The sequence below is a fragment of the Faecalicoccus pleomorphus DSM 20574 genome, assembly GCF_000420345.1.
GTDB classification, from domain to species: domain Bacteria; phylum Bacillota_I; class Bacilli_A; order Erysipelotrichales; family Erysipelotrichaceae; genus Faecalicoccus; species Faecalicoccus pleomorphus.
Window position 1 is genome coordinate 24,112 of sequence record NZ_ATUT01000012.1, and the last position, 26,998, is coordinate 51,109.

Sequence of the window (26,998 nt, forward strand, 5' to 3'; positions counted from 1 at the left end):
TAATGGAATCACAGATTTAATTTATAAGACAAAATAAAAAAGGAAAATCACGATGTATAGAACAACTTATGACAGCTCATTTAACAGAATTTACTTATCCAGTGATGGCCAATATCTAACCGGGTTATGGTTTGAAGGCTCTAGAGATGAAGTCAAACATGGAAAGAATTTTATTGATCAAGAATTGCCCATTTTTGAACAAACGAAAAAATGGCTGGATATTTATTTTTCGGGCAAAGAACCATCATTTTTGCCGACCTATAGGTTAGAACATGTAACACCGTTTCGTCAGCTTGTCATGGATCAATTATTTCAAATTCCTTTTGGAAAGGTAGTAACGTATAGAGATATAGCCGAAAATATCGCAAAGATCAAAGGATTGGATAAAATGTCAGCTCAGGCGGTAGGCGGTGCGATTGGTTGGAATCCCATCTGCATCGTAATTCCCTGCCATCGTGTGGTTGGCTCGAATGGAAGTCTTACGGGCTATAGCGGCGGTATGGCCAATAAAATCAAACTATTAGAAAATGAAGGACATGATGTATCAAAATTTCTTGTTCCAAAAAAAGGAAGTGCTTTATGAAACGATGCAGCTGGTGTAATCTGAATAATCCCTTATATATTCGCTATCATGACGAAGAATGGGGACAACCTAATTTTGATGAGCGATATCTTTTGGAGATGTTGATCTTGGAGTCCTTTCAGGCCGGTCTATCCTGGGAATGTGTATTGAATAAACGAGAAGCGTTTCGTCAGGCTTATAATCAGTTTGATTTGAATAAAATTTGTTCGTATGATGAAACGAAGCTACAAGAACTTGCCCAAAATAAAGGGATCATACGCAATCGTTTAAAAATCAAAGCCAGTGTGGAAAATGCGAAGATCTTTAAAGCCATACAAAAAGAGTATGGTAGCTTTTATAACTACTTAAAAATCTTTACACAAGGAAAGACATTTTATGAAGTAGGACTGACACGTTCAAAGCTTTCTGATTGCTTATCTGCGGATCTCAAGAAAAAAGGTATGAAATTTGTCGGTACGACCATCATTTACTCGTATTTACAGGCAATCGGTATCATTTATTCTCATGATGAAAATTGTGATCTCTATCATGCGACATAGAACCCTCGGGTTCTTTTTATGTTTCAGGAAGCAGGGCTTTAAAGATATCCTGATCTTTTCGATGATAAGCTAAATAGAAAGTGGTCGAGGCATCATGGTCTACGATAGGAATTTCCAGGCGCTTTTCTTGTCTGGGATATATGTTCCAGCTGATATTGGTGGTAAAAGCAGGCAAAGAAGAACTTGCCAAAAGCACACTGAGATCTTGCATTTGATCTTGCACGATAAAACGAGAATGAGAAAGTTTTTCATTGACAACATCTTTCCAGATTCCCAACGAACCATGTAGAAGAAATGTTTCTCCATCGATCTCCTGAAAGGAGATTTTTTCTTTTTGGGAGGCCGGATGAGCAGGCATCACCGATAAATACAAATGTTCGGTAAATATTTTGGAGGAGATAATATTCGGATCTTTTACAGGGGCGGATACAATGGCCAATTGGCATTTGTTCTGTTTTAAGGCTCCGATGATTTTTCCTTCAGAATTTGTTAAATGGGATTGTACAGAATATGTAGAAAAAAGCAAAGCTAAGCGCTGTTGAAGATAAATCATGGGGGCTGGCGCACAGCTTTCTAGAAAAATGGTGTGCTTACTTTGTTCCAAATGTGTGACCTGATCGATCATTTCCTGTTCTAATTGAAGGATGCGTTTTGCGTATTCGCTGGCTAATAGACCGTTTTCATTGATTTCGATACGATTGGCGTGATGATCAAAAAGAGCAAATCCAAATAGTTGTTCCAGCTTCTTCATTGAGCGTGTTAGCGCCGGTTGTGTGATATGCAAGGCATCAGCAGCGGCCAAAAGTGTTTTGTGTTTGGCAACAGCTACTAGCTGTTCCAGTAGATACATCTCAATCATAATCGTTCTCCTAGTATTACTTATAATTATAGCAGAATGTTTAAAAAGCATTATATTTTTTAGATAATTTCAATTATATTTTGATTGTATTCAATATAAAGCATGCATACAAGTTATATAAGGAGGTTGTATTATGCAGTATGTGACATTGAATAATGGCGATAAAATGCCGTTAGAAGGTTTTGGTGTTTTTCAAATTACGGATCCTCTTGAATGCGAAAAGGTCGTGTTACAGGCACTTGAAAACGGATATCGTTTGATAGATACCGCAGCTGCTTATTTTAATGAACAGGCGGTTGGTCAAGCAATTCGTAAATCACAAATAGCACGACAAGAAATATTTGTGACCACGAAGCTTTGGATACAGGATTATGGTTATGAAAATGCGAAAAAAGCCATTGATACATGTCTTGAAAATCTAGGCCTGGAGTATATTGATCTTATCCTCCTGCATCAGGCATTCGGTGATTATTATGGTGCGTATAGAGCTTTAGAAGATGCTTATAAAGAAGGGAAAGTCAAAGCAATTGGTGTTGCCAATTTTTATCCAGATCGTTTAGTGGATCTTTGTATGAATATGGAAATAACACCGGCTGTTAATCAAATTGAATGCCATCCGTTCTTCCAGCGCGAAGAAGATATAAAAATTGCACAGGAATACGGTGTTCAAATTGAAGCGTGGGGCCCTTTTGCCGAAGGAGGTCATAATATATTCCGGCATCCGGTTTTGATAGAAATCGGTGAAAAATATGGAAAAAGTGCAGCACAGGTTGTCTTACGATGGAATATACAACGAGGAGTAATTGTTATTCCGAAATCGGTGCATGAAAATCGAATCCGAGAAAATATAGACATTTGGGATTTTGAATTATCTGAAAGAGATATGAACGAGATTCGACAGTTAAATATCGGAAAAACGGAAATCATCGATCATTATTCGATTCCGGTGGTAAAAATGTTAAATACACATAAAATTCATGAATAAAGAGGAGGGGCAGTATGCCAAGCATAACTTTAAATGATGGAACTAAGATTCCTGCGATTGGATTTGGAGTTTTTATGGTTCCGGGAGATGGAACAGCTTATGAAATGGTGAAAGAGGCATTGCGGGCAGGCTATCGTCATATCGATACGGCAGCGGCTTATTTTAATGAAGAAGATGTAGGAAAAGCAATTCGTGATAGTGGAATCGATCGAAAAGACATTTTTGTGACCAGTAAATTGTGGCTGCAAGATCATGGCTATGAAAACGCAAAGAAAGGTATCGATCGCTCTTTAAGAAAATTGGGACTGGATTATATCGATTTATATTTAATTCATCAACCGTATGGAGATGTGATTGAAACGTGGCATGCTATGGAGGAAGCAAAAAAAGAAGGAAAACTTCGCTCCATCGGTGTCAGCAACATGACACCAAAAATCTGGAATCAGTTTGTACCGCAGTTTGAAATAAAGCCGGCTGTCAATCAGGTGGAATTTAACCCTTTCTTCCAACAAAGAGAATTAAGAGCCTTGATGGAAAAAGACAATGTCAGACTAGAGGCCTGGTATCCATTAGGGCATGGAAATAAAGACTTGTTGACACATCCTGTTTTTGAAAATTTAGCGCAAAAGTATCATAAAAATCCAGGTCAGATCATTTTGCGTTTTGAGTTGCAGGAAGGCGCGATTGTATTACCAAAATCAACCAATATAAGTCGTATCCAGAGCAATCTGAATCTCTTTGATTTTGAACTCACTGCAGAAGAAATGCAAAGTATTCGTGCTTTAGATACGAAAAAAGGCTCGCATGATCCAGATGCCCCCGGTGTAGCACAAGCTTTATTGAATGCTTTTAAAATTGAAGACTGATAAAAAGATGAAATAAAAAAGAAAAAAAGTCTTGACCTAAAGTTAACTTTAAGTAGTACTTTATATTTGAATTAATACGACGATAGAAAAGGTGGGGTAATAATGTCAAAATGCTTAGTTGTATATTTTAGTGCCAGCGGTAACACAAGAGAGGTTTCAAAACGATTGGCAGAAAAAATGGAAGAGTCACTTTTTGAAATACAGCCACAACAATCATATTCAAGAGCGGATTTAAACTGGAACGACTCTGAAAGCAGAAGTTCTTTGGAGATGAAAGATCCAAATAGCCGTCCTGCCATTAAAAACCAAGTTCAAAACATGGATCAATACGATGTGATTTTTATCGGTTTCCCAATTTGGTGGTATAGAGAGCCATCTATTATTGATACCTTTATGGAAAGCTATGATTTCAGTGGCAAGACGATCGTTCCATTTGCGACATCTGGAGGAAGCGGTATGGGAAATTCTTCACAGAATCTACAGAAATTAGCACCGAATGCCGATGTAAAAGAAGGAAAACGTTTTGGATCTCGTGTATCAGGAACAGAACTTGCGAAGTGGGCAGCAGCCTATCTTTAATAAGCTGGTGAATTGAATGGAATATAGAATCAATCAACGAACAAAAGATAAAATCAGTATGATAGGCCTCGGAACCGGGCCACTGTTTGAAGCAGGTGAAGAAGAAGCTATGCAGCTTTTAGAAACGGCTTATCAAAAAGGAATCAATTATGTGGATTTGGCAACGGCCGGAGGCAAGACATTCTCTTATCTTGGGAAAGCTTATTCTTCTGTTCGAGATCAAATGTTGTATCAAATTCATTTTGGCGCCGATTATAAAACTGGCGAATATAGCTGGACTACCAATTTAGATACAGTGAAAGAACAAATTGATTGGCAGTTAAAAGAATTAAAGACAAATTACATTGATTACGGATTCATTCATTGTTTAGATGAGCAGTCGGATTGGATCGCATATCAAAGAAACGGTGTTTTGGACTATTTGTTGAAGATGAAAAAACAAGGAGTTGTTCATCATATCGGACTCTCTTCGCATACACCAAAACTCGCAAAAGAGATTATTGAAACCGGTTTAGTGGATCAGCTGATGTTTTCTATCAATCCGGGTTATGATATGCAGTATGGTGAATTTGCCAACGGCAGTACATCGGAAAGAATGGAGTTATATCGGCTTTGTGAGGCCAAGGGAATCGGAATTTCCGTGATGAAGCCTTTTTCGGCCGGACAGCTTTTAAATGCCAAAACTTCACCGTTTAAAAAAGAACTTTCAATTTATCAATGCATCCAATATGCGTTGGATAAACCGGGTGTTTTAACAGTTCTTCCGGGCATAGGAAACATCAAAGATTTAGAAGAAATCTTACACTTCTTTGATGTGGATCCTTCATTTAGAGATTATTCGATTTTAGGAGAGCTAAGCCCGGAAAAGACAACAGGAACTTGTGTGTATTGTAATCATTGTCAACCTTGTCCGGCAGGATTAAATATTGGCTTGATCAATAAATATTACGATCTGGCAAAGATTGGCGATCCAATGGCAAAAGAGCATTATTTAAATCTTGATAAGAAGGCAAGTGACTGTATCGCATGTGGACATTGTGATCAAAGATGTCCTTTTCATGTGAAACAAAGTCAACGTATGAAAGAGATTGCCTCTTATTTTAATGAGTAATGAAAGGAGAAGGATATGAAGTCAAAAGTATATTTCACCAAAGAAATCACACCGGAAAAAGTCGTGGAAATGTATCATGCCTTAGGAAAAGAACTTCCCGGCAAAGTGGCGGTCAAGGTGCATTCCGGTGAAAAAGGAAATCAAAACTTTTTACACCCTGAATTCTGGAAGCCGATGGTTGAAGAAGTGCATGGAACGATTGTTGAATGTAATACGGCCTATGGTGATGCATCGGGTGGTGTCAGAGATCATACCGAATCGCATTTGAAGCTATTGGAAGAACACGGGTGGAACAAATATTTTGATGTAGATTTGATGGATGCCCAGGGGCCGGATGTAGTATGGAGCATTCCTAATGGAAAAGTATTAAAAGAAAATAAAGTCGGGAAAAACATTGAGAACTATGATTCGATGTTAGTGCTTGCCCATTTTAAGGGACATCCTATGGGTGGTTATGGCGGAGCTTTAAAACAATTATCCATTGGTTGCGCATCTCGTGCCGGAAAAGCTTTGATTCATTCCGCAGGCAAAACCGAAGATCGCTTTGAAACGTGGAATCAACATGCCGACAGCATAGCTTTCCCGGAAGCTATGGCGGATGCTGCCAGCAGTGTAGTCAATCATTTTAAAGACAACATTCTTTACATCAATGTGATGAAAAATCTATCCGTAGATTGTGATTGTTGTGCTGTGGCCGAAGATCCATGCATGAAAGATATCGGGATTTTAGCTTCGGATGATCCTGTGGCCATCGATCAAGCCTGTATTGACTTGGTTATAAATTCAAAGGATCCTGGTAAAGAGCATTTCATGGAACGAGTTAACAGTCGCAATGGAATCCATACGATCGAGGCTGCAGCTGATCTTGGTATAGGCTCTAGGAAATATGAGCTGATTGAGCTATAATTTTTAAGACTTGCTTGAAATTGAAGTTGTATCATGGTATGATGCCTACGCACTTACTTTAAGCTCAAATGTAGCTTAAGGCGGAAGGAGGATACGACATGAAAAAGGGAATTCATCCGGAATACCATCGTGTTAAATGTATCTGTACATCTTGCGGCGCAGAATTTGAAACAGGAAGTACGATCAAAAAAGACGAATTGCGTGTAGATACTTGCAGTAACTGTCACCCATTCTTCACTGGTCGTCAGCGTTTCGCAGCTGCTCAGGGACGTATTGAGAAATTTAACAAGAAATATGGTCTGAAAAGCGGACAATAAGTGATACAATAGAAACAGCGTTAAACGCTGTTTTTTTCATATACAGGAGAAATTATATGCATATCAAATCAAAACGAATGGAAGTTTTTAAGCCTTCTGTCTTTACAGGTTTAAAATATTTGAAACAAGACTATACAAAGAAAACAGGAAAAGACACGATTGATTTTTCTATCGGTTCGCCCAATATTGCCCCAGAGCCATCGATCATGAAAGTCATGCAGGAATCTGTGATGGTGCCTGAAAATTATAAGTATGCCATTACTGATCTTCCCCAGATGAAAGAGGCCATTCATGACTGGTATAAAAATCGTTATGATGTAGAATTAGAACAGAATGAAATGGTTTGCCTGCAAGGTTCGCAGGAAGCGTTGAGTACTTTGTTTTTGGCGACTTGTGATCAAGGTGATATTGTTTTAGTGCCAGATCCTTATTATCCTATTTTCAGTGATGGACCTAAGATTGCCGGTGCGACTGTGGAGTATATGCCTTTATTGGAAGAAAATGGATATTTGATTGATTTTGATGCGATTGATCCAGAAATAGCGCAAAAGGCAAAAATGATGATCGTATCGTATCCAAACAATCCTACTTGTGCAATTGCCCCGGATTCTTTCTATGAAGAACTGATCGCCTTTGCGAAAAAATATGATATCATGATACTCCATGATAATGCGTATAGTGAACTTGTCTTTGATGGAAAGATCGGTAAAAGCTTTTTATCGTTTGAAGGTGCCAAAGAGATTGGTATTGAATTAAATTCATTCTCTAAAACATTTGGTATGGCTGGTGCCCGCTTAGGTGTTTGTGTGGGTAACAAAGATATTATCGAAGTTTACAGTACATTAAAATCCAATATGGATTATGGTATCTTTTTGCCGGTTCAATTTGCCGGTATTGAAGCGTTACGTCATGGTGGTCAAGGCATTCATTCTACATGCCAGGCTTATCAGGATCGAAGAGATGTGCTTGTCAAAGAATTTACCGAAGTCGGCTGGACCATTCCTAAAAGTCCGGCAACGATGTTTTCCTGGGCAAAAATCCCGGATCATTATGAAGACTCCAAAGCCTTTGTATTAGACTTGTTGGAAAAAACCGGCATTGTCGTAACACCGGGTCAGGCTTTTGGTAAGCAGGGAGAACGCTATGTCCGATTAGCTTTGGTGCAGGATGAAAGTGCCATCAAAGAAGCGGCCAGACGATTAAAAGAAACACATTTCTTTAAATAAAGTAAAAGAAGTCATTCAAGAAAAAATTTCTTGAATGATTTTTTGTCTTTTTTGGACTTTTTTTCGTAATGAATAGTATGCGATGTCCAAGATGTAAGAATGAAGATCCAAGATTATTTGGATATGACAATGGTGTTTATTATTGTCGAAGATGTATTTCTTTTTCCAGAGTGAATATAGGGGATTCCATTTTGCCTTGTACTTTATCTAAGAAGGTTTGGAAGGAAAAACCAAAACTAGATTATGAATTGACCGATGCACAAAAAGAGGCTTCTTCTAAGGCACTTTCGTATTTAAAACAAGGAAAGGATGTGTTTGTATATGCCGCAACCGGTGCCGGTAAGACGGAGATCACGTTTGAAAGTATTTGTTATTACCTGGCATTCGGAAAGAAAGTAGCCTTTGCGATCAGCCGCAGGCAGGTGGTTTTAGAAATCGCCCAACGTTTGCGCAAAGCCTTTAAAGGCTTATCTGTTGTAGAAGTGGCACAGGATTATACATCCATCACAGATGGAGATTTGATTGTCTGTACGATGCATCAGTTATATCGTTACCCTTATGGATTTGATTTGTTGATATTGGATGAAGTGGATGCCTTTCCTTATGCCGGGAATCAACTATTAGAACAGATCGTGCAGCTTTCCTGTAAAGGACAGAAAATGTATCTCAGTGCCACACCGTCAAAAGAAATACTACTTCAGATTCAACAAAAAAAGATGGAAATGGTAGAGTTGTTTGTACGACCTCACGGACATCCTTTGATTATTCCCAAAGTGATCCAGGCAGCCCTATGGAGACAAGTTTTAATCCTTATTTGCTTTTGCAGGGGCTGTAAGAAAGAAAATAAACAAGTTTTAGTGTTTGTACCACGCCGCAATGATTGCCTTTGGATGACAATTTTACTGAACTTTTTTGTTAAGACGAAGGGAGTTCATTCCCAGACAGAAGATAAAGATCAGATTTTAGAAGATTACCGACAAAAGAAAATTGATGTTTTAGTGTGCACAACTTTGTTAGAAAGAGGAATTACAATCCCAAGTGTGCAGGTTGCGGTGTTTGAAGGACAACACGCAGTTTATACCGCGGCCAGTTTGATTCAGATTTTCGGCCGTATCGGAAGATCTATGAAAGATCCCTCCGGGAAAGGAATTTGCTTATGTCAATACGCCAGTTCATCCATACGAGAGTGTGTTCGTATTTTGAAGCAAATGAACGCTTCTGTCTGATTTGTAATGAGTCTTTAGACTCCATACAAAATGTAGATTTACTTTCTTATTGTCTTTGTAAAAGATGTCGCAAACAATTTCGAATGTGTAAGAAAATCTATAAAATCAATCAAGTGGAATGGCATGTATTGTATGAATATGATGATTTTTTAGAGCGCCTATTTTTCCGTTATAAAGAACAATGTGATCGTATGTTGGCACCGGTCTTTTTAGAACCAATTCATCCGTATTTACATAAAATGAAAAAATACACGGTTTGTTCGCTTTGTTCCAGTGATCAAAAGCGTATGCAAAGAGGGTTTGATCCATTATCTGATATTTTTGGTTTTTATGATGTACCGATCGTATCTCCTTTATATAAAAAGAAAGAGCATAAACAAAGCAAGCTTTCTAAAGAAGAGCGAGAAAAGGTGAACGATGTGATTTTCAGAAAAGAACAATATACACTTGCCGATAAGCCAATTTTACTGGTTGATGATGTCTGTACGACCGGCTCCAGTTTACAAAGAGGAATTGAATTATTGTCTCCAAACAAAGTTTTTGTGATTGCCGCTCATCCGTTATGGCTTTCCAAACATCAAGAAATGATTGTAGAAAAAAAGAGCCTCTTTTGGTAGAATGAAGCAAAAGGGGAGTTGTTATGACCGCAAGAAAACCGAAAGACGAAATTTCCAGACTGTTGGATTCTTTTCAGGAAGAAGAAGTACTGGAAGAAAAAATGGAAGGTTTTACCGCACAGAAAAGAAGACAGGATCGCATGCAGCGAGCTTCCAGACAGACGGTAGAGCCAAAACCGGTTCAAAATGAAACGAATGATACGATCGTTTTGCGTCCGGAACCAAAGAAAACAGAATCGGCTGGAACCACTGTTATGTTTGATCCGGAAAAGATCGAGGAAGAAGATACAGATACCAATAAAACCGTTGTGATCAACGATAATGAGATTCAATCTCTACTGGATGAGGATAAACCACCAAAATTACGGCGAGAGGTTGTATCGCATGGTGGTTCTTCACATCGAAAAGAGCCTATGCCGCATAAAAGGCCAACGAAGAAAAAAGGACTTTCACCGGCTGCTATTGTGGGGATTGTAGTGGGTGGCATATTAGTGTTTGTGCTAGCTGTGACGTTAGTACTTGCTGCTACAGGTAAGTTGTCTTCATGGCTTTTCGATAATGTTGATAAGACCGAAGAAGTCACCAGGAAACAAGAGCGCGCTTATGATTCGATCGTGGATTGGCTGGATTCTTTAACCGGCGATGATTATGATGGAATTGAAGATTGGGAAGAAGACTATGACTCTTTGACAAAAGAGCAGAAGAAAAAGTTAAATGATTACTTTGAGAAGATCACCGGTTCTACTTTTGATGAGCTTTTGGCAAAGGCAAAATCGGACAGTAAAAAAGACTCTTCGAACAATAATGCCAAAATCGCAGAGTTAAAAGCGCAATTAAAAAGTTTACAGTCTCAATTATCGGATGCACAGTCGGATTTGAATGACGCGAATTCTCGTTTATCAAGCGCACAAAATGATTATGATAACTGGAATAATAAGCTTTCGACCTGGCAAAATACAAATGCGCAATTGGAGCAGAAACAAACGGAACTCAGTACTTTGGAAGCACGTATGAAAGAACTCCAGAATATTCCGGCTGATCAGATTTCAGAAGAGGAATTGACAGAGCTTACACAGTCATATAAGAAACAAGCTTCCTTACAGCAGGAGATTTCTAATCTGCAGGGGCAATTAAATGGAATTGGGGATTATTCTTCCATTCAGTCACATGTGAATTCTGCATCCTCTGAAGTTTCACAGGCACAGTCGGATGTGGATTCGGCACAAAGCACGATTGATCAGTTAACTTCGCAAATTCAGGAAGTACAAGATCGAATCGATGCGTTAGAGTCATGATTTTACAAAGGGTTTAAAAACCCTTTCTTTTTCTTTAACTGTGAATTGATTTTTGTTATGATGTTAAGGGTAAAACGTTAAGGACGGTGATTGCATGCGCAATGCGATTATAATGGCAGCGGGCAAAGGAACCCGAATGAAGTCAACACTCAGTAAGGTCATGCACCCTATCATTGACAGACCAATGTTGGGGTATATTGTCGATGCACTAAGAGCGGTACATGTTGAAAGAATTCTGATTGTTGTCGGCTATCAGGCACAAAGCATTCAAGATGCGTTCAGTGATTGTGAATTTGCTTTGCAGGAACCACAGTTGGGTACCGGCCATGCGATCATGCAGTGTAAGCAGTTGGCAGATGCAAAGGGAGATACGTTGATCATCAACGGAGATGGCCCTTGTATTCAGCCGGAAACATTGGAAAAACTGTTTCAGGCCAATCAGGATGCCTCGTTAACGTTACTCAGTGCTGTGTTGGAAGATGGTGCCCATTACGGACGTATCGTTCGAGATGAAAATGGCAATGTCTTATCCATCGTAGAGGCAAAAGATTGTACGCCAAAACAAAGAGAAATTCGTGAAATCAATGCAGGCATGTATTGTTTTAAAAACGAGGATCTTTTTGCTCATATTGATGATCTTCAACCAAACAATGCACAAAATGAATATTATTTAACGGATATGGTCAGCATTCTGGCGAATCTGGGAAAGAAAGTCAATGCGTGTGTGATCGAAGATCGAGATGAAGTGATGGGAATCAACGATTGTGTAGAGTTAAATAAAGCATATGTATGGATGCGAAATCACATCAATACAGGATGGATGAAGCAAGGCGTGCAGATCGTAGATCCGCTGAGAACCGTCATCGGAAAAGATGTAAAGATCGGACACGATGTGATCATTCATCCCAACGTAGAAATATTAGGAGAAACGGAAATCGGAGATTTTGTGGAAATTCTTCCGGGTTCGTATATAAAGGATGCAGTCATCGGCAATCATGCCATGATTGATTCCAGTAAGGTCGTCAGCACCAGGGTAGAAGCTAATCAAAGTGTAGGCCCGATGGCGTACCTTCATTCAGGATAAAACTATCGCGTATCAAAAACAGACAAAATAGTATCAGGGAAGAGGAAAGGAACAATCATGGAAAACACTATTGTATTTGGATTATCATCCAGCAAGAATTTGGCAGAACATATCTGCGAAGAATTAGGAATGGAATTAGGAAAAAGCAAGGTCAATCACTTTGCGGATGGAGAAGTTTTGGTGGAACTGGGAGAAAGTGTGCGTGGAAAACACGTTTATTTTATCCAGAGTACCAACTGCCCGGTCAATGATAATTTAATGGAAATCTTGATCGGAATCGATGCTTGTAAGCGAGCCAGTGCCGCCAGCATCAACTGTATCATTCCTTATTTTGGTTATGCACGTCAGGATCGTAAGGCAAAACCTCGTCAGCCGATTTCGGCAAAGCTGGTTGCCAGTCTTTTGGAAAGGGCCGGAGCTACGCGTGTTGTGACAGTTGATCTGCATGCCAATCAGATTCAGGGATTCTTCGATATCCCGGCGGATGATATCACAAGTATGGGATTGATCGGTGATTATTTTAACCACAAGGAAGGCTTAGGTGAAGTGGTTGTCGTAAGTCCGGATCATGGAGGAACAGTCAGAGCCCGTAATTTGGCTGATATTTTAGGTGCGCCGGTGGCAATCATTGATAAACGTCGTCCAAAACCAAATGTGGCAGTGGCGATGAATTTGTTGGGAGATGTCAAAGATAAAACAGCTATCTTGATCGATGATATGGTCGATACGGCTGGAACGCTTGTTTCCGGTGTGGAAATGTTGAAAAAACAGGGTGCCAAGGAAGTGTATGCGGCTTGCAGCCACGGTGTTTTATCCGGGCCGGCTGTAGAACGCTTGAAAAACAGTGGATTGAAAGAATTTGTTTGTACGGATACCATTGATCAGACGGAAAACCAGAAAAATCTTCCGAACCTAGTTGTATTGTCGATTGCACCGTTGATTGCTGCCTTGATTCAGGCAGTGGAAACTAACTCTTCGCTAAGTGTAGCCCTGTCACATGCTTTTGAATAATGAAGACGTTATTTATAGGATATCCTAAATGTTCCACATGCCAGAAAGCGTATAAGGCATTGGAAGAGCTTGGTATTCATGCCGAGTATCGTAACATCAAAGAAGAGAATCCAACCAAAGAAGAGATTCAGTCATGGATTGATCAGGGTGTTGCGCTTTCCAAACTCTTTAATACCAGTGGCATGTTGTATAGAGAATTAAATCTTAAGGAAAAACGAAAGACATATTCTGACCAACAGTTGGTGGAGCTTTTGGCAACCGATGGTATGTTGGTTAAAAGACCGATCGTTATACAGGGCAATACGATCATTGTCGGTAAAAAAGAAGACGAATATGCTCGTTTGGAAAAAGACTAAAGACTGATCCCGAAGATGTGTGATCCTCGGGATTTTTCTTGTTTATTGAATACTATAAAATGGATAGGACAAAAGGGGGTCTTTATGCGAATTCGAATCGGAACCAGAAAATCAAAGCTTGCGATCTTACAGACAAAACTTGTGATCGATCAGATCAAAGCTATAGAACCGGATGCGAAGACAGATATTGTAATGATGACGACTAAAGGTGATAAAGATCGCCAAACACCGCTCTATGCGATGGGATCAACTGGCGTATTTGTTAAGGATATTGAACAGGCACTATTGGATGGAAGTATTGATATGGCGGTTCATTCTTTAAAGGATGTCAGTTCTGTCATGGATGAACGTTTAATGTTGTTGCCGTTTATGGTGTTTGAAGATAAAAGGGATTGTTTGATCACTAAAGAACATAAAACGTTAGATACGTTAAAACCCAATGCGATATTGGCAACCAGCAGTATGCGAAGAATGGCTTGTATTCATCGTGTTCGGCCGGATATTCAGTTTATATCGATTCGCGGAAATGTGAATACACGCCTTGAAAAGCTGCAAACGGAAAATATCGATGGATTAGTGTTGGCGGCTGCCGGCTTAAAAAGACTGCATTTAGAATCCTATATCGATGAGATCATTTCCCCGGATGTGATTGTACCGGCCTGCGGGCAGGGAACGATTGCGGTGCAGATTCGTAAAGAAGACTATCCTCTTTTTGATGCATGGGTAAAACCATCGATTGCTCTGCAGGAAGTACAGATTGAAAGAGAATTTCTGGCTTTATGTAAAGCTGGCTGTCATTATCCGGTAGGGTGTATGGCGACGATAAAAAAGGAAACGGTCGATGTCTATGCTTGTTTAGGGACAACGATCGAAGATACAGCCTTTGCTCATGAAACATATTCTGTCAAAGAGTTGGATCAGGTGGCTGAAAAAATCTATCGAAAAGTAGGTGAGAAACGAAGATGATCTGGTTTGTAGGAGCCGGATGTTATCATCCGGATATGTTGACCATCGGTGCTAAAAAGCTTTTAGAGCAGGCAGATTGCGTATTGTACGATCATTTGGTCAATCTTGAATTTTTAGAATATACCAAGGAAGAATGCGAATGTATCTGTGTAGGAAAACGTGGCCATCATCCTTCTTTTTTACAGGAAGATATTTTGACTTTGCTTGTGGAAAAGGATCAGGAATATTCACAAGTAGTTCGTTTAAAGGGCGGCGATCCGTTTCTGTTTGCCAGAGGCAGCGAAGAAATGCGCTATGTGTTGGAGCACGGTTGTGACTGTCAATATGTACCAGGCATCAGCAGTGCGATTGGTGCTTTGGGGTATGCCGGCATACCGGTGACACAGCGTCATACGGCTACCGGTTTTATCGTGCATACGATGCATTATCAAGATGGAAAAGATCATTTGAATTACGATGCGATTGCCCATGAAAAGAATACCCAAATCTTTTTTATGGGATCGCATAAGATCAAATATTTAGTACAAAAGTGTCTGGAACATGGGATGCATCCGGATACATCCATTGCTGTAGGATCCCATTTAAGCTATCCGAATCAAAAGGTGATTTGTTCGACGCTAAAAGAAATGAGTCAGCAGGATGTAAGTCGTTGCTCTGCACCTTTACTGATCGTGATAGGAGAGGTTGTCAAAGAACAAGCTCTTTTAAATAATGCATCCAGACTAACCTGTTATTCCAGACAAGTGTTGTTTTGCAGTGTGGATATGACACCATGGCCGATTGATGATTTATTGTTGAAAAAAGGAATCTTTACGCATACAAGACAAGTAGCGCAACCGGTTTATGAATATGAAAAGACTTGGACTCCCGAAAAATATGAGGTTCTTGTTTTCAGTTCCCGTCATGCCGTCAAAGGCTTTTTTAAAGCTTTACGGGAAGAAAGAATAGATATACGGTCGCTGTCACAAAAATTCTATTGTATTGGTCAAAAGACAAAGGAACAATTAGAAGAAAAAGGGGTATTCTGCCAACAGGTGTTTTCCTGTTATAAAGACTTGATTGAACAGATAAACGAAACCGAAAAAATTTGTTATATCAAGGCCGAAGATGTGGAAACCAAACTTCCTTCTTTTAGCTGTTACAAAATGGCAGAAATGAAGTTTGATCTGCCTGCCCAGCCCCTAGATGCGATTGCGGTTACCTGCCCGCAAGCTTTAAAGATCTTAGACAAAAAAGGAATCGATAAAAATATACCGGTTTTCTGTTTTGGGCACAAATCCAGAGAGATGGCAGAGCGATTAGGATTCTCATCAATTCATGTCTGCCCCTCCTCTAAAGAAGGAATTGTGCATGAAATTGTATCGTATTTTGAGGGATAATATGCGTATTTGTTTAGATATTGAATTTGAAAAAGAAATTGTTTGTATTTTAGGTGGTGGGAAACTGGCCTTGCGTAAGGCAAAACAGTTTTTAGAAGCTGGATCGATCATTTATATCAGTGCATTGGCTTATGAAGAAGAATTTGATGCTTTGCCAGTGCATAAAGTGGATCGTGATCAACTGCATCAGGCTTTAAAAGAAGCCAAACTGGCTATTGCCTGTACCGATGATGAACAGGAAAACCGAGAGTTTTTAAAATTGGCCAAAACGTACAAAGTATTGACGATGGCTGCTCGAAAAGAGCAGGGACAGGATACGTTTAGTCTAACGCAGTTTCGCTTGCCGCAGATGGTGTTGGCCAGCTCTACACAGGGAGCTTTTCCAGCGGCAAATCGCTATCTTTTGCAGGACTGGCAAAGAAGGCTTTCTATCTTAGGGATGATTCGTAATAAGCTGCATGATCATTCATTGTGTAAGGATTTACTCAAAGTAACCGAAGAGCAACTGTTCTTTTTACAGGAAGCGTTGAAACAAGAACAAGCCATCGTTTATTTACTTCATGGCAATGCTTCTTTAAAAGCACATAGACAATGTGAGAATCTGGTGCAGTCGGCAAAAGAGAAATGGAATACGTATGCGATTGCCACTTTCTTTTTGGCTAAAAAGTATAAGAATATGGATTTAGAAACATGGTGTGCTATCTTAAAGGATTTAAACATTCAAATGCATTTTGTGCTGATATTCTGGCAAAGAGGAAACTATGTGAATCAGGCTGAAAAGATCTTAACATCGTATTCGTTTTCAAAACAATGCATCTTTTTGCGGCCACAGACATTGGTAAAAGAAAATCAAGACTACATTCTTCATATTCAGTCTGAAAAAGTGAAAAAAGACAGTGTAGTTTTGAGTATTCTGGATTCACCGTATATGCGAAAACTGTATCCGGAGCATCGTTTTATCGCTGCTTTTGATCAGGAAAAACAAATAGAAAGGATCGTTCATGAAACCAATCCAACTGTTTAGTCGCACAGCTTTATTTCTGGCATTAATGATCCTATCAGCCTATTTACAAATTACTTTGCCTACCCCCTTTTTTTCCATGCATATTACCATGCAGCTGTTTACCAGCATCGTATGTGGTTTCTGTTTACCGGTTTCCTACAGTGCGCTATGTATAGGCGTCTATATCTTGATTGGATTGGCCGGCCTTCCGGTATTTGCCAGCGGCGGCGGCATCCAATATTTGATGAAGCCTACATTTGGTTTTATTCTGGGTTTTCTTTTCTGCAGCATGGCTTGTTCTTATTTTCGCCAAAGAAAAAATCCAACAAGCCAGAAAGAATATTTTCTCATTGGTCTTATCGGATTGTTTCTGTTTTATTTGATGGGAAATGTTTATCATTACTTTTCATTTCCGATTTTGATGCAGACAAGAATTCCCTTATGGCTTTCCTTGTTTAATGGAGTGATCGTATCGATCTTACCTGATCTCTGTCTTTGTTTCTTTGCCTGCCGTGTTTCAAAAGCTTTACAAGTACTTATCCAGTAACGCCTGCCATTGGTCGGCGTTTTCTTTTTGCCATTTGTCAAATGTACTGTTTGCCTGTGAGATCATTTGTCCTAACTCTGTAAAGAAAGGCAGAATGTCGGTCTGTAAAATGACACCGGCATCTTTACCAAAATGAGTATCTGTCATTGAAGCATTGCCATGAAGGCTCATTTTGAAGGCAGGATACGGTTTTTTGTCGATGACTTTGGTAAATCCCTGTAAGCCGATTGCCCCAACTTGATTTGTACCACAGGAACTTGGACATCCGGAGATGTAGATGCGCGGAAGTACATGATCTTTAAACTGATAGGAGCGTAAGTCTTGAATCAACTGTTCTAAGACATGATTGGAATCACGCAATCCCACCTGACATGTGGCAGCACCGATACAGGACACACTGGTTTCAAAGGCGGTTTGAGCGCCATCCTGCGTGTGCTCTAAAACAACTTTAGCTTCTTCCATCGTTAAGTTGACAATATACAAATCTTCCTGTGGGGTTAAACGAATTTCCACTTCGTCTATATCTTTTAAAATTTCATAAAGTTCCTGCCATTTGGCTGCTGACATGTTTCCACAGATCGGATGATAATAAACCGCATATAAGCCTTCCTGTTTTTGTGCGATTACACGGTTGGGAAGTTCATTGACTAAAGAACCTGTTTTTTGAATTTCACAAGGAGTAATGACAACATCATGATTCAGATATTTCTTGGCGATTTCCACTTTTTCTTTAAATTCTTCTTGAATTCTTTCAACGCCTAATGTTTCCTGCATATAGCGTGAGCGAGCCTTGGCACGATTGGTATAATTGCCATGTTCCATAAACATTAAAACCATCGTATTGACATAATACAAAATATCTTTTGGATCGATATGGCTTCCAACTTGTACACCCATCTTTGGATTGTTGCCTAAGCCTCCGCAACAATAGACATCGAAAGTGTGATCATCATTGGCAATAAAACCTAAATCACGGAAATTGGCATGAACTTCATTGGTTTCTGAATTGGAAAATGCCACTTTTAATTTTCTTGGCAGCGAATATTTATTGATGATCTTCAACAAATATTCTCCGGCCGCCTTCGCATATGGATAGACATCAAAGGCTTCTTTGGGATCCACACCGGATAAAGGTGAGCACATCACGTTACGTGGATAATCCCCACCGCCGCCACGAATCACAATATCATTCTCCAAAGCTTCTTTCATAATAGCTGTTAAAGCTTCGGGCTTTAAATCATGAAATTGTACGGTCTGACACGTTGTACAATGTGTTCTTAGCACTTGATGTTTTTGGCATTGCGATACGATAAACGCCAGTTTTTCTTTCGTAATGCGCCCTTGATTCATACGTAACCGAAGCATGAAGGCATCGCCGCCTCGTTGTGCATAGGAACCAAATCCGCCGCTATAGCCTTTATAATCTTTTACAGACATTTCTTTATGGTAGAAAAGTTGTGTCTTTTTTTCAAATTCAGGAAGCTCCTGAAGTAATTCCTGTTGTAAAGTATCCATATGTTCCTCCCTTTTCAACTATTACTATTTTAACATAGACGAATCGATCTAAGGGGCAGTGCCTTAAAAAAGTGATAAGAAATTTTTCTCGATCTGTGTACAAACTTCTTCTTCAGGAAGACCTTTGAGTTCGGCCACCTTTTGGGCGACATATTTGACATACATCGGCTCGTTTTGTTTTCCCCGATGAGGGACCGGTGTCAGATAAGGTGAATCCGTTTCTGTCAACAACCGATCTAGAGGACATGCCTGCACACATTCTGGGGCATGGCGGGCATTTTTAAAAGTCAAAGGGCCCGCAAAAGAAATCAGAGAATCCATTTTTAGACATTCTTTCATCGTCTCTTTTGTGCCGCTGAAACAATGGAAGATGATTTTTGTCTTTGCGTATTGTCTAAGTATATCCAGACAATCTTTGGTTGATTCTCGCATATGGATAGAAATGGGAAGATGGGCAGTATTGGCGATTTCAATTTGATGGATAAATAACTCTTTTTGAAGATCGTTGAAAGAAGTATCCCAATAATAGTCCAAACCAATTTCACCTAAACAATCAATTTGATGCGAATATGCGATATTTTTTAATTGTTCTAATTTTGAAGCATCGATTTCTTTGGCATCACCGGGGAACCAGCCGAAGGCCACTTTGAAGCGAGAGTCCTTTTCTTTGAGCTTTAATGCTCGTTTGAGTTCCTCTATATTGGTACACATGATCATACAATGAGAGAGTGTATGCATGTTTTGTATAACTTCATCAATTCGAGTATATAAATCATCACAGGTGATGTGCGCATGACTGTCTGTGTACATAGTGTTTCTCCTTGTCTTTACGTATAATTGTGAACAAAATAAAAGAAGAAATCAAGTCTAGTGTTTCAGGATGATTGACAATAATTTTGAGTTTTGATAAACTTTGCTCAAGATGAATAGCACAGAAGACCCGAGTCGAAGTTGCTGCGGGATGAATAAATAGAGAAGATAAAGACATATTCTGGAAACAGATTATGTCTTTTTGTGCTTTTTTGGAGGAGTAGTAATGATTTTTGCGTTATTGTTACAGATTATATTGATTTGCGTTAATGCGGTTTTTGCCGGTGCAGAGATTGCCGTGGTTTCTATGAACGGAGCGACTTTGCAGGCAAGAGCCGAAGAAGGTAACCGCAAGGCGAAAGTATTGATGCGCCTGGTCGAAAATCCATCACGCTTTCTGGCAACCATTCAGGTGGCCATCACGCTGGCAGGATATTTAGGCAGTGCCTATGCGACAGATAGCTTTGCCGACCCCTTGGTGGATTTGCTTCATTCCTGGAATGTACCGATTTCAGAAGGAACTCTGCGTTCTTTTTGTCCATTGGTCATCACTTTAATCATGTCTTTTTTCTCAATCGTTTTTGGAGAATTGGTTCCTAAACGGATTGCCATGCAGAATAAAGAAAAGGTTTCTTATGCTTTATCGGGAACACTTTCTTTTATTTCCAAAGCTTTTGCTCCCTTAGTTTGGCTGCTGACCAACAGTACAAATCTTGTGTTGCGTCTATGCCGAATTGATCCGGAAGAGGAAGAAGAAGTGACGGAAGAAGAAATTCGTATGATGGTTTCGCAAAGCTTATCGCAGGGGCAGATTGAACAAGATGAAAATGCGATGATTCAAAATATCTTTGATTTCAATGATGTAACATTGGATGAAATTTGTACCCATCGAAAAGATGTAACAGGTCTGGACTTAGAAGATGATTTAGATGTCTGGGATGAAAAAATCAATCAAACTTCTTATGACTGTTATCCGGTATATAAAGAAAGCCAGGATCAAATCATGGGAGTACTGGATGCCAAAAAGTATTTACGTATGGCTAATCGTACCAAAGAAGAAGTGTTGAAAAAGACGGTGTTAAAGCCTTTGTTTGTGCTGGAAGGCATGAAAGCCGATCATTTGTTGTTGAAGATGAAGCAGACCAAGACAACCTTTGCGATCGTGTTGGATGAGTATGGTGGATTTGTCGGTGTTGTCACATTAAAAGATTTGCTGGTGCTGCTGGTAGAGGATTTGGAAGAAGAAGGTCATTCCAATGAGTCAGAAGGCATCGTTCTTTTAGAAGATCATACTTGGCGGATTCAAGGCGATGCGATGGTGGAAGACGTTAATAAGATCCTGGGATTACAACTGAGTGATGAAGAGTATGATACTTTCAGTGGTTATGTCTTAGATGCTTTAGGAGGAACCTTGCCAGATTCGAATACATGTTTCGATATAAAAACTCAAGATATGATGATCAAAGCACGGATGGGTAACGATCATCGTGTAGAAGAAGCTATTGTGCAGGTTCTTGAAAAAGACAATGAAGAAGAGTAAGGAAATAAAGCTTCCTGTCGGTCACATTTATTTTGCGAAAGACAGGAAGTTTTTTTGAATGGCAAAATTGATGAAGGAAAAACAGAAAATAAGGTTTATTGTGCTAGATGAAATGTAAAAGAATTGGTGTCGCCTCTGTATTTGGAAATGGAATATTCGATGGGGATTCCCTTGTCGTCATAACCATAGGAGTGAAAATAGAATAAAGGGCTTCCTACTTGAATTTGGAGCAGATCTGCCAGTGTTTCATCGGCTGCTGCCACTTCTAAATGGCGGGTAATGGATGTAATAGGATGTCCGCTTCTTTTACATTGCTCATAAAAAGAATCTCTGGCGAAATCAATGGTTTCAAAATGGGAGAATAATTCATAGGGCATATAGGTTGTGACAAATACATTAGGTGTATCGTCGATAGAACGAAGGCGAACCAATTTAAAAACATATTCACAACGTAGTACGCGTTTGACTTCATCAGATGCTGGTTCTTTATAAAAGGCCAAAACCTGTGTTTGGCTGGTATGCCCTTTTTGATGCATTTCGGAATCAAAACTGTTGATTCGTTGTGTAAAAGATTGATCAATTTTTGGCGGACAGACAATGGTTCCGCGTTTTCGCTTTCTTTCTAAGATTCCTTGTTCGACTAAAAGCGAAATGGCTTGCCGGACGGTAGGACGACTGACTTGATATTCTTTGGCTAATATGGTTTCGGCAGGAATCGTGTCTCCGACAGGATACACACCGGTTTTAATCTTTTGTAAAAGGTCTTTTTGTATTTGTAAATAAATGGCAGACATAGTAAAACTCTCTTTCTATACATAATATAAACATTTTATGAATTTATGTCAATTTATATTGACATAATATTTACATAATGATACATTTTCCTTGACATAGAAGGAGGATCTATTTATGGATTCATCAAAATTGACAAAAGAATCATTGGCAAAGTTATTTGATCATACGTTTTTAAAAGCGTATGCCACCAGCGATGATTTAAAATCGCTTTGCGAGCAGGCCAAAACTATGAATACGGCTATGGTTGCGATCAACACGGCATGGACAGCTTTCTGTAAAAAGGAGTTGGAAGGAACCGATGTGCATGTAGGAGCCGCTATCGGATTTCCGCTAGGACAATGCGGATTGGAAACAAAGCTGTTCGAGTGCAACTATGCGATTGAACAAGGCGCTGACGAAATCGATTACGTGATTGATGTAGGACAGGCTAAAATGCATAACTGGGCGTATATTCGGGAAGAAATGGAAAAAATGACGGCAATTTGTAAAGAAAAAAACATATTGATCAAAGTCATTTTTGAAAACTGTTATTTAGAGAAAGAAGAGATTCAGAAGTTAAGCGAGATTGCCAAAGAAGTAAAACCAGATTTCATTAAGACAAGTACAGGATTTGGTACAGGCGGTGCTACGGTAGAAGATGTAAAACTGATGAAGGATACAGTACAAGATGCGGTGCAGGTTAAGGCTGCCGGTGGAATTCGTGACTGGAAGACGTGTAAGGCTATGATTGATGCCGGCGCTACGCGTATCGGAACCAGTTCCAGTATTCAGATCTTAAAAGAATTTGAGGAGGCCACAAAATGAAAAAAATCTTAGTAACAGGCGCTAACGGTTATTTAGCCAGTTATATCCGAAAAGAAAATCAGGATGTTTTTGAATGGGTCTGCATGACAAGAAAGGATGCGGATTTAAATAATCCGGAAAGTGTAGAATCGTTTTTGAAAACACAGGATTTTGACATTTGTTTTCATACGGCGGCGAATGCGACAACCGCAGTATGTGAAGAAAATCCAGAAATGGCACATCGTATCAATGTGGAATCTACGCAAAAAATCATTGATGCCTGTAAAAGAAATCATGCACGTTTGATCTTTTGTGGAACGGAACAATCTTTTAATGGGAAAGAAGAACATGGACCTTTCAAAGAAGAGGATTCTTTAAAGGCGGTAACGGTATATGGACAAAACAAAATCGAATGTGAACAAAAGATTCAAGACCAGTTACAAGACTACATTATTTTACGTTATACATGGATGATGGGATTATCTTTTGATGGAATCAAAGCCAGTCCGAGCATTGTAAAGAATGTTATGAATGCTTTGTTGCATCAAAAGCCAACTTTGTTTACATGTAACGAAAAACGAGGAATGACTTATGCCAAGTATTTGGCAAAGCAGTTTCAACAAATTTCTGAGTTAGAAACAGGGATTTATCATGTTGCCGCCAGCAATGATAAGACGACTTATGAAAGCGCCGTCTACGTTGCCAAAGAATTAGGAGCCAATCAAGAAGCCATTGAGAAATATATACTTCCAAATACGGAAAGATACAGCGATCGTTTTAGAGATTATCGCTTGGATGCATCAAAACTGGCATCGAAAGGAATTACATTTGGCACATTTGAATCCAATGTGGATGAATTACTAAAAGACTTTGGATGGAAGTAAGAATGAATTCTAAACAAAGGTGTGCAAGGTATGCGCAAAGTCTGATCAAAGAGGGGATGATCGTCGGTTTAGGCGGTGGGCAGACCATCCAGTATCTGATTGAAGAAATCAAAGAAAAGAATCGAAACTTAAAGATTGTTACACCATCTGCCAAAACGGCGATGCTGTGTGTGCAAAAAGGCATGGATGTTGTGCCGCTGCAATGGATTCATTCGCTAGATATGGCCTTTGACGGATGTGATGAAGTGGATGCACAATTTTGTGCTCTAAAAAGTGGAGGCGGAATTCATACACTGGAAAAAATCACAGCTTCAATGGCTAAGGAATATATCTTGATGGTTGATGAAACCAAATATGCGCAAACGTTAAAATATACACATCCAATCGTACTGGAAGTTTTACCAGAAGCTTATTCTTTTATCTGTGAAAGATTGAAAGAGTTGAATTTTATCTTTGCATATCGCCAAACAAATAAAAAAGACGGATTTCTATTCAGTGAACATGGAAATGTTTTGATCGATGTATATCTTTCATCGTATATAGATCCCAAAACATTGTATGATTTATTGAAATCCATAACAGGTGTTGTAGAAGTCAGTTTATTTGTCAAAGAAGTGACCGGTATTTTGTTGGCAAGAGAAGATAGGGTTGAATTTTTAAGAAAGTAAACTCTGCCTGTATGCTTTGAAAGGCTTGTTATAATCGGTATGAAAAAGGGCAGTTCAATACATTGTCCTGAATGTTAGTGACTCATCAAAAAAAACTACCAGGCTTTATAAAGGCTCAGGTAGCTTTTTTGATGTCATTTAGTTTGATTGTTTTCTGCCTAATAACGTTTTTTGAATCGTCCGGTTAGTCGATTGAGTTCTTGATAAGCTTCTTCCAATCTTTGTTGTGCTTGCTTTAATTGCTCAGAATTGAAGTTCGTACGGAATTTCTGGTGCAATAGATTCCGGCATTCCTTCTGAGCTGTTTTGTAATCTTTTTTCAGTTTCTTATATTTCTTTGTCAAGCGGGAAGGAAGTACTTTAAACTCAGGATAGGCTTGATAAATCCGTCGTAATAATAAGTTCTTGTTTTGTAGCAATGCATGTACTTGTATTGAAATTTCTTCGGTATTATCTCCATCGGTGGTATCAATTTCTTTCTTAACGATATTCATTAAGAAATGCGAAATTACATAATCAAAAAGCATACAAACAAGGATGGCCCATGCGAATACGCCTAAAAGGAAAGGGTTCCATGTTTCTATAAAGTCAAAGTAATGGGGAGCAATCCATTTTACGATAATTAACGAAGCCAAACCAAACAAAATTAGATTGCCGATCCATATTCTGCCATTAAGGTTCATAGGTTTGGAAGAATAATCCCACCATCGGGCATGGAACATTTTTTCCATATAGAAACTAGTCATATATTCAAGAAATCCACAGATCACAAAACCTGCCATAAAGGTTTCGGCATAGGTTCCTTCTCGACCGATCAAGCCACCAACCAGAATCGTAACACCGACAACCCCAAAGCCATAGATGGGGCAATAAGGGCCAATTAAAAAGCCGCGGTTAATGAAACGGTGGTATTGTATGAATTTCAGTGTAACTTCCATGATCCAGCCAAGGATAGAAAAAATAAATGCCATAATAACAAACTCATAAAATAATGTCATATTTGCACCTTTCCGATTTAAAAACTATGTTTATTGTACCATGAAAGGTGCATTCTCTGAATAGAAGTCTTAAATGAACTGAAATTGTTGTAGGGTTTTTTGAATACTGTCCTGATAGCTGGCATCACAGATGAAATCTGCATATGGAAATAAGGAAGTGTCCCCATTTCTCATCGCAATGGCTAATTTGGCGTTTTGCAGCATTTCTTTATCGTTTAAAGAATCACCAAAAGCCATGTAGTCATTTTCATGTAGGCCCCAATAATGCATCATAGATTGAATGCCGGTATATTTATTGACGCCTTCTTTAATCAAATCGACGATGCATCCGGATGATTTTTGCAGGCGCAGGGAAGGAATACATAAAAAGTCAGAGTAGTCATAATCATAGCCTTCAAACATGCTGGTCATTTCAACGTTGTCTTCGGGTTTCCAGGGGCGAATTTGGTTAGGAATCTGTACGTGGAAACGGGCTAGAACTTCTTTTGCTTTTGAATCGTCTTCGGTCAAAAAGGCGTGACTTCCGTTAACGTACAGGCAGAGGTGTTTTTGATGGGCTATCGCAAATATGGTTTGCAGCTCTTGATTGGTAAAACCATTTTTTTGAATGAGGTTTAAATGTTCATCGTACACAGTATTACCGGCGCTTCCTATAAACCCATCCCATTCTATATCGTTAAATACGCAAAGTTCCTGTGCCATTTTCAACGGTCTGCCAGAACATAATGCGATTTTATATCCATTCTCTTTTGCCTTTTGTATGGCTTCCATCGAAGATGGCAAAATTTGATTTGTGACATGATCAAAGAAAGTGCCATCAATGTCTAAAAATATAGCTTTAATTTTTTGATGTAATTTTTCCATAGTTTAATCTCCTTTAAACATTATAACATTATAATCTTAACAAGAAAGATTCTTTTATTTTGAACTTCAAAACAAATAGTATATAATGCAGCTTATGGAAAGAAAAAAGGTTAGAATGATATGACAATTAAAGAAATAACCTATGGTGGCTTATCGATTGCTCTATTATCCATTTGTTCCTGGATCTCTATTCCGTTAGCTGTTCCTTTTACGATGCAGTCCTTTGCGGTATTCTTCCTATGTTTTTTGTGGGGTGGCAAAAGAGGTTCCATTTACGTCTTTGTTTATATTTTGTGTGGTTTATTAGGAATGCCGGTGTTTTCTGGATTTCAAGGCGGAGTACACGTGATTTTTGGATTAACGGGCGGCTATATTGTCGGCTTTCTTTTGAGTGCTCTTCTTTTATGGGGAACACAACGGGTATGGAGTCCTTGTAAGAAGATCAGCCTTTTATTTGCTTTGATGGGTCTAGTCATTTGTTATGGATTTGGGACAACCTGGTTTTTGCTTGTCAGTCAGCAACAAGACTCGATTTTGACAATCGGCAGTGTTTTGATGACCTGTGTGGTTCCTTTTATTCTTCCGGATTGTATTAAACTTTTTCTGGCTTATCGATTGGCCGGTCGTCTACGATTCTATATTTCAGCATTATAGATTGTATCTACGGCTTACTTGTGCTATATTGT

General features: G+C 39.2%; 30 protein-coding genes. 24 read left to right on the forward strand and 6 right to left on the reverse strand.

The window, feature by feature from the left end; genetic code table 11:
- Positions 1-52 precede the first annotated feature (52 nt).
- Entirely contained in the window at positions 53-583 is a 531-nt protein-coding gene (locus G413_RS0106410; RefSeq protein ID WP_022790092.1) for a methylated-DNA--[protein]-cysteine S-methyltransferase, read from the forward strand.
- Positions 580-1,122, forward strand: a complete 543-nt coding sequence (locus G413_RS0106415; RefSeq protein WP_022790093.1) for a DNA-3-methyladenine glycosylase I — start codon at positions 580-582, stop codon at positions 1,120-1,122. The genes G413_RS0106410 and G413_RS0106415 overlap by 4 nt, the downstream gene beginning before the upstream one ends.
- Positions 1,123-1,138: 16 nt before the next feature.
- On the opposite strand, the gene G413_RS11140 is transcribed toward G413_RS0106415, so the two are convergent.
- A complete protein-coding gene (locus G413_RS11140) occupies positions 1,139-1,981 on the reverse strand; it encodes a LysR family transcriptional regulator (protein ID WP_022790094.1) in 843 nt (280 codons plus the stop codon).
- Between the two features lie 133 nt (positions 1,982-2,114).
- Here G413_RS11140 and G413_RS0106425 point away from each other — a divergent pair, with 133 nt between their 5' ends.
- The 17 genes from G413_RS0106425 to G413_RS11765 all read left to right on the forward strand — a co-directional run bounded on the left by G413_RS0106425 (position 2,115) and on the right by G413_RS11765 (position 17,455).
- Complete coding sequence (locus G413_RS0106425; protein ID WP_022790095.1) at positions 2,115-2,966, forward strand: aldo/keto reductase; 852 nt, start codon at positions 2,115-2,117, stop codon at positions 2,964-2,966.
- A gap of 14 nt (positions 2,967-2,980) precedes the next feature.
- Positions 2,981-3,832, forward strand: a complete 852-nt coding sequence (locus tag G413_RS0106430; RefSeq protein ID WP_022790096.1) for an aldo/keto reductase — start codon at positions 2,981-2,983, stop codon at positions 3,830-3,832.
- Positions 3,833-3,934: 102 nt separating this feature from the next.
- On the forward strand, positions 3,935-4,411 hold the full coding sequence (locus tag G413_RS0106435) for a flavodoxin (protein WP_022790097.1): 477 nt from the start codon (positions 3,935-3,937) through the stop codon (positions 4,409-4,411).
- A gap of 58 nt (positions 4,412-4,469) precedes the next feature.
- On the forward strand, positions 4,470-5,522 hold the full coding sequence (locus tag G413_RS0106440) for an aldo/keto reductase (protein ID WP_244910589.1): 1,053 nt from the start codon (positions 4,470-4,472) through the stop codon (positions 5,520-5,522).
- 15 nt (positions 5,523-5,537) lie between these two features.
- On the forward strand, positions 5,538-6,428 hold the full coding sequence (locus G413_RS0106445) for a DUF362 domain-containing protein (protein WP_022790099.1): 891 nt from the start codon (positions 5,538-5,540) through the stop codon (positions 6,426-6,428).
- Between the two features lie 98 nt (positions 6,429-6,526).
- Positions 6,527-6,745: a 50S ribosomal protein L31 gene (gene rpmE, locus G413_RS0106450; protein ID WP_022790100.1), complete on the forward strand. Its 219-nt coding sequence runs from the start codon at positions 6,527-6,529 to the stop codon at positions 6,743-6,745.
- Positions 6,746-6,801: 56 nt separating this feature from the next.
- Entirely contained in the window at positions 6,802-7,971 is a 1,170-nt protein-coding gene (locus tag G413_RS0106455; RefSeq protein ID WP_022790101.1) for an aminotransferase class I/II-fold pyridoxal phosphate-dependent enzyme, read from the forward strand.
- Positions 7,972-8,048: 77 nt separating this feature from the next.
- Positions 8,049-9,197 carry a helicase-related protein gene (locus G413_RS0106460; RefSeq protein WP_027969096.1) on the forward strand — a complete coding sequence of 383 codons (1,149 nt, stop codon included), beginning with the start codon at positions 8,049-8,051 and terminating at the stop codon, positions 9,195-9,197.
- A gap of 83 nt (positions 9,198-9,280) precedes the next feature.
- Positions 9,281-9,814 (forward strand): ComF family protein, encoded by a 534-nt coding sequence (locus G413_RS0106465; protein ID WP_022790103.1) that lies wholly within the window; start codon positions 9,281-9,283, stop codon positions 9,812-9,814.
- Positions 9,815-9,837: 23 nt separating this feature from the next.
- Positions 9,838-11,109, forward strand: coding sequence for a hypothetical protein (locus G413_RS0106470; RefSeq protein ID WP_022790104.1), 1,272 nt, complete (start codon positions 9,838-9,840; stop codon positions 11,107-11,109).
- Positions 11,110-11,203: 94 nt separating this feature from the next.
- A complete protein-coding gene (locus G413_RS0106475; RefSeq protein WP_022790105.1) occupies positions 11,204-12,193 on the forward strand; it encodes a bifunctional UDP-N-acetylglucosamine diphosphorylase/glucosamine-1-phosphate N-acetyltransferase GlmU in 990 nt (329 codons plus the stop codon).
- Between the two features lie 57 nt (positions 12,194-12,250).
- The gene (locus G413_RS0106480; RefSeq protein WP_022790106.1) at positions 12,251-13,204 is read left to right on the forward strand and encodes a ribose-phosphate diphosphokinase; all 954 of its coding nucleotides are present in this window, start codon (positions 12,251-12,253) and stop codon (positions 13,202-13,204) included.
- Entirely contained in the window at positions 13,204-13,560 is a 357-nt protein-coding gene (locus G413_RS0106485) for a Spx/MgsR family RNA polymerase-binding regulatory protein (RefSeq protein WP_022790107.1), read from the forward strand. Before G413_RS0106480 ends, G413_RS0106485 begins: the two co-directional genes overlap by 1 nt.
- Positions 13,561-13,644: 84 nt before the next feature.
- Positions 13,645-14,526 (forward strand): hydroxymethylbilane synthase, encoded by an 882-nt coding sequence (gene hemC / locus G413_RS11145; RefSeq protein WP_022790108.1) that lies wholly within the window; start codon positions 13,645-13,647, stop codon positions 14,524-14,526.
- Positions 14,523-15,905: a uroporphyrinogen-III C-methyltransferase gene (gene cobA / locus G413_RS0106495; protein WP_022790109.1), complete on the forward strand. Its 1,383-nt coding sequence runs from the start codon at positions 14,523-14,525 to the stop codon at positions 15,903-15,905. Before hemC ends, cobA begins: the two co-directional genes overlap by 4 nt.
- Complete coding sequence (locus G413_RS0106500; RefSeq protein WP_022790110.1) at positions 15,877-16,929, forward strand: precorrin-2 dehydrogenase/sirohydrochlorin ferrochelatase family protein; 1,053 nt, start codon at positions 15,877-15,879, stop codon at positions 16,927-16,929. The genes cobA and G413_RS0106500 overlap by 29 nt, the downstream gene beginning before the upstream one ends.
- Entirely contained in the window at positions 16,907-17,455 is a 549-nt protein-coding gene (locus tag G413_RS11765) for a biotin transporter BioY (RefSeq protein WP_022790111.1), read from the forward strand. The genes G413_RS0106500 and G413_RS11765 overlap by 23 nt, the downstream gene beginning before the upstream one ends.
- Here G413_RS11765 and G413_RS0106510 read toward each other — a convergent pair.
- A complete protein-coding gene (locus tag G413_RS0106510) occupies positions 17,435-18,970 on the reverse strand; it encodes a nitrite/sulfite reductase (protein WP_022790112.1) in 1,536 nt (511 codons plus the stop codon). The two genes, G413_RS11765 and G413_RS0106510, sit on opposite strands and share 21 nt — an antisense overlap.
- 63 nt (positions 18,971-19,033) lie before the next feature.
- Entirely contained in the window at positions 19,034-19,780 is a 747-nt protein-coding gene (locus G413_RS0106515; RefSeq protein ID WP_022790113.1) for a TatD family hydrolase, read from the reverse strand.
- Between the two features lie 226 nt (positions 19,781-20,006).
- Between G413_RS0106515 and G413_RS0106520 the strand changes: the two genes are divergently transcribed.
- Positions 20,007-21,320, forward strand: a complete 1,314-nt coding sequence (locus tag G413_RS0106520; RefSeq protein WP_022790114.1) for a hemolysin family protein — start codon at positions 20,007-20,009, stop codon at positions 21,318-21,320.
- Positions 21,321-21,415: 95 nt separating this feature from the next.
- Here the strand turns inward: G413_RS0106520 and G413_RS0106525 are convergent, their stop codons facing one another.
- Positions 21,416-22,114: a GntR family transcriptional regulator gene (locus G413_RS0106525; protein ID WP_022790115.1), complete on the reverse strand. Its 699-nt coding sequence runs from the start codon at positions 22,112-22,114 to the stop codon at positions 21,416-21,418.
- Positions 22,115-22,229: 115 nt separating this feature from the next.
- Here G413_RS0106525 and deoC point away from each other — a divergent pair, with 115 nt between their 5' ends.
- The 3 genes from deoC to rpiA are packed head-to-tail and all read left to right on the forward strand — an operon-like array spanning position 22,230 to position 24,450.
- A complete protein-coding gene (deoC, locus tag G413_RS0106530) occupies positions 22,230-22,919 on the forward strand; it encodes a deoxyribose-phosphate aldolase (RefSeq protein WP_022790116.1) in 690 nt (229 codons plus the stop codon).
- On the forward strand, positions 22,916-23,782 hold the full coding sequence (locus G413_RS0106535; RefSeq protein ID WP_022790117.1) for an SDR family oxidoreductase: 867 nt from the start codon (positions 22,916-22,918) through the stop codon (positions 23,780-23,782). Before deoC ends, G413_RS0106535 begins: the two co-directional genes overlap by 4 nt.
- Before the next feature lie 2 nt (positions 23,783-23,784).
- On the forward strand, positions 23,785-24,450 hold the full coding sequence (gene rpiA / locus G413_RS0106540; RefSeq protein ID WP_022790118.1) for a ribose 5-phosphate isomerase A: 666 nt from the start codon (positions 23,785-23,787) through the stop codon (positions 24,448-24,450).
- A 158-nt stretch (positions 24,451-24,608) separates the two neighbouring features.
- Here rpiA and G413_RS11155 read toward each other — a convergent pair whose 3' ends face one another.
- Positions 24,609-25,421 (reverse strand): putative ABC transporter permease, encoded by an 813-nt coding sequence (locus G413_RS11155; protein WP_162138400.1) that lies wholly within the window; start codon positions 25,419-25,421, stop codon positions 24,609-24,611.
- A gap of 96 nt (positions 25,422-25,517) precedes the next feature.
- Positions 25,518-26,312 carry a Cof-type HAD-IIB family hydrolase gene (locus G413_RS0106550; RefSeq protein ID WP_022790120.1) on the reverse strand — a complete coding sequence of 265 codons (795 nt, stop codon included), beginning with the start codon at positions 26,310-26,312 and terminating at the stop codon, positions 25,518-25,520.
- A gap of 120 nt (positions 26,313-26,432) precedes the next feature.
- Here G413_RS0106550 and G413_RS0106555 point away from each other — a divergent pair, with 120 nt between their 5' ends.
- A complete protein-coding gene (locus tag G413_RS0106555; RefSeq protein ID WP_022790121.1) occupies positions 26,433-26,966 on the forward strand; it encodes a biotin transporter BioY in 534 nt (177 codons plus the stop codon).
- The last annotated feature ends 32 nt before the right edge of the window (positions 26,967-26,998 follow it).